4 protein-coding genes and 1 pseudogene are annotated in these 4,837 nt (G+C 52.0%); 4 read left to right on the top strand and 1 reads right to left on the bottom strand.

Annotated features, from left to right (window positions below):
- Positions 1-165 (bottom strand): IS1 family transposase (locus tag BGK49_RS26175; protein ID WP_047664789.1); only part of this gene is annotated, 165 nt, incomplete at its 3' end.
- Positions 166-245: 80 nt separating this feature from the next.
- On the opposite strand from BGK49_RS26175, the gene BGK49_RS09590 reads away from it, so the two are divergent.
- The 4 genes and pseudogenes from BGK49_RS09590 to BGK49_RS26170 all read left to right on the top strand — a co-directional run.
- On the top strand, positions 246-1,022 hold the full coding sequence (locus BGK49_RS09590; RefSeq protein WP_001283564.1) for an enoyl-CoA hydratase/isomerase family protein: 777 nt from the start codon (positions 246-248) through the stop codon (positions 1,020-1,022).
- 9 nt (positions 1,023-1,031) lie between these two features.
- Complete coding sequence (locus tag BGK49_RS09585; protein WP_001226963.1) at positions 1,032-2,573, top strand: acyl CoA:acetate/3-ketoacid CoA transferase; 1,542 nt, start codon at positions 1,032-1,034, stop codon at positions 2,571-2,573.
- Positions 2,570-4,644: pseudogene (locus BGK49_RS09580) on the top strand (FAD-binding protein). Before BGK49_RS09585 ends, BGK49_RS09580 begins: the two are co-directional and overlap by 4 nt.
- 28 nt (positions 4,645-4,672) lie before the next feature.
- A partial coding sequence (locus BGK49_RS26170; protein ID WP_047664789.1) for an IS1 family transposase occupies positions 4,673-4,837 on the top strand: 165 nt, incomplete at its 3' end.

Raw genomic sequence — 4,837 nt, 5'->3', positions numbered from 1 at the left:
TTTCTGGTGCGTACCGGGCTGAGAGGCGGTGTAAGTGAACTGTAGTTGCCATGTTTTACGGCAATGAGAGCAGAGATAGCGCTGATGTCCGGCAGTGCTTTTGCCGTTACGCACCACGCCTTCAGTAGCGGAGCAGGAAGGACATCTGATGGAAATGGAAGCCACGCAAGCACCTTAAAATCACCATCATACACTAAATCAGTAAGTTGGCAGCATTACCCGCGCATTATTGTTAAGGAATGATCATGAGTGACCAACCCGTTCTGTTCAGCAGAGTGGCGGCTTCCTGCCGCCTGACATTGAACCGTGAAGATAAATGTCATGCTATTAACGAAGAGATGATCGAATCTCTCGACCATTATTTAAATGAAATTGAAAACGACACCACATTACGATTAGTCGAATTAACGGCAACCGGCGATAAATTCTTTTGTGCGGGCGGCGATATTAAATCGTGGTCGGCCTATTCGCCATTAGATATGGGCAGAAAATGGATTAAACGCGGTAATGACGTTTTTAATCGCCTGCGAAACATACCCCAATTAACCGTTGCGAATCTCAACGGTCATACCATCGGCGGTGGTATTGAACTGGCCTTGTGCTGCGATATTCGTATTGCCCGCCCCGGCGCGAAATTCTCTAACCCGGAAGTGATGCTCGGCATGGTGCCTGGCTGGATGGGCATTGAACGTGTGCTTAATCAGGTCGGTCCGGTGGTCGGTCGCCAGATGCTGATGCTGGGTAAACGCCTGACGGCGCAGGAAGCTCAGGCGGCGAATTTAATTGATGAAGTGGTAGAAAAAGAACAGGTGGAAAGCTGGATGGCGAACCAGTTAGCGCAGCTGGAAAAATGCGGTCCGGTGGCACTGGCGCATATTAAGCAACTGATTCTGGCACTGGAAAATAAACATGCCGATTACCCGCACCAGCTACTGGCCGGATTAATGTCCGCCACTCAGGATTGCCAGCAGGCGACGCGCGCCTTTGCCGAAAAAAGTAGCGTGAGCTTCCATAATCAATAAGGAAATTGTATGCGTAAGATAACAACCGCCGAGGCACTGGCGGCGCAAATTCAGGACGGTGCGACTATTGCTATTAGCGGTAACGGCGGCGGTATGGTAGAAGCCGACCATATTCTGGCTGCTATTGAAGCGCGTTTCCTGCAAACCGGACACCCTCGCGACCTGACGCTAATCCACTCGCTGGGTATTGGCGATCGCGACTGCAAAGGCACTAACCGTTTTGCGCACGCAGAGATGCTCAAACGCATTATTGCCGGGCACTTTACCTGGTCGCCCAAAATGCAGGCGCTGGTAAAAAATAACACGATTGAAGCCTACTGCTTTCCTGGTGGTGTGATTCAAGCACTGCTACGGGAGATCGGCTCCGGACGTCCGGGGCTTTTTACCCACGTTGGGCTGGGATCGTTTGTTGATCCACGCAATGGCGGCGGTAAGTCGAATGAATGCACTACCGACGACCTGGTAGAACTGATTGAAATCGACGGTGAAACCAAACTTCGTTATCGCCCTTTCAAAGTGGATTACGCGATTTTGCGTGGCACTTATGCCGCTCCTCGAGGCAACGTCAGCCTTGAAGAAGAAGCGATTGATATGGATAGCTATTCCATGGCGCTGGCAGCACACAACAGCGGCGGCAAAGTGTTCGTACAGGTACGCGATGTGCTGGAAGCTGGCGCGATTGAACCACGCCGAGTCAAATTACCGGGCATTCTGGTTGATGGCATCGTTGAACACCGCAAACAGCCACAAACCTATCTTGGCGGTTACGACCTGACCATCAGCGGCCAACATCGCCGTCTGAGTTCTAACGACGCTATTGAACTGGTTAGTCATCCGGTACGTCGCCTGATTGCCCGTCGGGCAGCACGCGAACTGGTAGCTGGCGCTTCAACCAACTTTGGCTTTGGTATTCCCGGCGGCGTTCCAGGAGTAGCGCCGCGCGAAGGCGTTCCTTACCAAAGTTTATGGCTGAGCGTCGAGCAAGGCGTACATAACGGCATGATGCTGGATGATGCGTTTTTCGGCTGCGCCCGCAACGCCGATGCCATTATTCCATCACTCGATCAATTTGAGTTCTACAGTGGCGGAGGGATCGATATCACCTTCCTCGGCATGGGAGAGATGGATCAGTACGGTAACGTCAACGTCTCCCATCTCAATGGCAATCTGATTGGCCCCGGCGGATTTCTCGAAATTGCGCAAAATGCCCGTAAAGTGGTGTTCTGCGGCACGTTCGACGCTAAAGGCAGCAAGATCGATATAACACCAGATGGCTTGCATATCGCCCAGTCAGGTCAAATCCCTAAACTGGTTACCAAGGTGGAAAAAATCACTTTTAGCGCCGCCTACGCACAGCAAAGTGGTCAGGAAGTGTTGTATATCACTGAACGCGCAGTATTCCAGTTAACGGCAGAAGGCGTTGAATTAATTGAAATCGCGCCGGGTGTGGAGATTGAGCGCGACATTCTGCCGTATATGGCTTTCCGTCCAATTATCAAGCACCCACGCCTGATGGAAAGTAGCCTGTTTACGCCGATGGAGGATGCATGAGTCAGCTTGATGACACCATCCTTGATGCGCTGACGCACGTTACTTTCCCAAAGGGTTTTGCACAGGCAGAGCCCGCATGGGTTGTCACGGTAGACGGTGTTAATTACCCACTCTGGCAAACAGATGCCCTGGTAGTCGGCAGTGGTGCAGCAAGATTACGTGCGGCAGTTGAACTTAAACGCCGCCAGCAAAATGTGCTGATCGCTACCGCCGGGTTATATATGGGGACGTCGGCATGTTCTGGTTCCGATAAACAGACACTATTTACCGCCGCTACCGCGGGCAACGGCGACAACTTCACCAAACTGGCAGAGGCACTGGCGAGCGGTGGGGCGATGGATCACGACACCGCTTATGTCGAAGCGGTAGGTTCTCTGCACACTCTAGGCGGGTTGCAATATCTTGGTCTGGAATTACCGGAAGATCGCTATGGCGCGATTCTTCGTTATCAAACCGACCATGACGAAGCCGGGCGTGCAACCTCGTGTGGGCTGCGTACCTCAAGGTTAATGGTGAAAGTGCTGTTGGAAGAAGTACAGCGCCTCGCCATTCCAGTGTTGACCAGTGCAACAGTGATTAAACTGCTGCATCAGCGTGACGAAAACGGCGAAGACCGCGTGGCAGGGGCAATCCTCGCGACCGGTCATCGCGCCCATAACCCATGGGGGCTGGCAATTGTGACTGCGCCCAATGTGGTACTGGCAACGGGCGGACCGGGCGAGCTTTATCGCGACAGTGTTTATCCACATAAATGCTTCGGCTCGCTGGGGCTGGCGCTGGAGGAAGGTCTGACGCTAACCAATCTGACCGAAAGCCAGTTTGGTATAGGCACGCCGCGTAGCACGTTTCCGTGGAATTTATCCGGCACCTATGTACAGGTGATCCCGTATATCTATTCCGTGGATGCTGAGGGTAACGAGTATAACTTCCTCGCGGATTACTATCGCACCACCCAGGAGCTGGCTTCAAACATTTTCCGTAAAGGCTATCAGTGGCCGTTCCACGCCACTCGGGTGATGGATTTTGGCTCCAGCTTGTTAGATATGGCAGTAGCGCAAGAGCAGCAATCAGGGCGTCAGGTATTTATGGATTTCAATCGCAATCCTGAAGCGGTGCCGGGTGACCTGCCGTTCTCATTAGATCGACTGGACGACGACGTTCGCGCGTATCTGGAAAATAACGACGCTCTGGCACCATCGCCCATCGAACGGCTGCAACGAATGAATCCGCTGTCTATCTCGCTGTATAAGATGCACGGTTACGATCTCACCACACAGCCTTTGCAGTTTGCCATGAATAATCAGCATATGAATGGCGGCATTGAAGTGGATATCTGGGGACAAACCTCCCTGCCCGGCTGTTTCGCCGTGGGGGAAGTTGCTGGCACACACGGCGTCACTCGCCCTGGTGGTGCAGCATTGAATGCCGGGCAGGTTTTTGCTGTTCGTCTGGCACGTTTTATTGGTTGCACGCAAAAGCGGTCTGTTGAGGGTGATGTCGCGCAGCTGGTAGCCTCATCTCTGAATATAGTCAGAGAAGTTATCGCTCAGGCACTGGCAAACGAGAACGGAATGGCGCTGGTAACGGTGAAAGACAAAATCCAGGCGCGAATGTCTGATTACGCCGGATTTATTTGTCATGCCGATAAAGTTCGTCATGCCACCCGTGACGCCCTGCTGCTAAGTGAGTTTGTACAACAACACGGTTTAACCATCAATCACGCAGGCGAAATTGCCGAACTGTTTATGTGGCGGCATATGACGCTGACTTCTGCCGCCGTATTAACGCAATTGACGCATTATATTGACGCAGGTGGTGGCAGTCGTGGAGCACGGATGGTTATTGATCCACAAGGCAAATGCCTCCCACAAACTCGTCGCGGCGCAAAAGAAGAATGGCGTTTTCGCTCTGAACGTGCTGAAGACAAAAATCACAGATTAACGATTCAATATTCGCAAGGTTCTTTTATTACCGAAGTGAAGTCTTTACGTATGCAACCGTGTATTAACGGTATTTACTTTGAAAAAACTGGCCAGACTTTTTAGGTAATGCTGCCAACTTACTGATTTAGTGTATGATGGTGATTTTAAGGTGCTTGCGTGGCTTCCATTTCCATCAGATGTCCTTCCTGCTCCGCTACTGAAGGCGTGGTGCGTAACGGCAAAAGCACTGCCGGACATCAGCGCTATCTCTGCTCTCATTGCCGTAAAACATGGCAACTACAGTTCACTTACACCGCCTCTCAGCCCGGTACGCACCAGAAA

Origin of the sequence: Shigella sp. FC1544, from assembly GCF_001722145.1 — a bacterium.
Lineage (GTDB): Bacteria > Pseudomonadota > Gammaproteobacteria > Enterobacterales > Enterobacteriaceae > Escherichia > Escherichia coli.
This window is presented reverse-complemented; position numbering and strand designations above follow the sequence as displayed.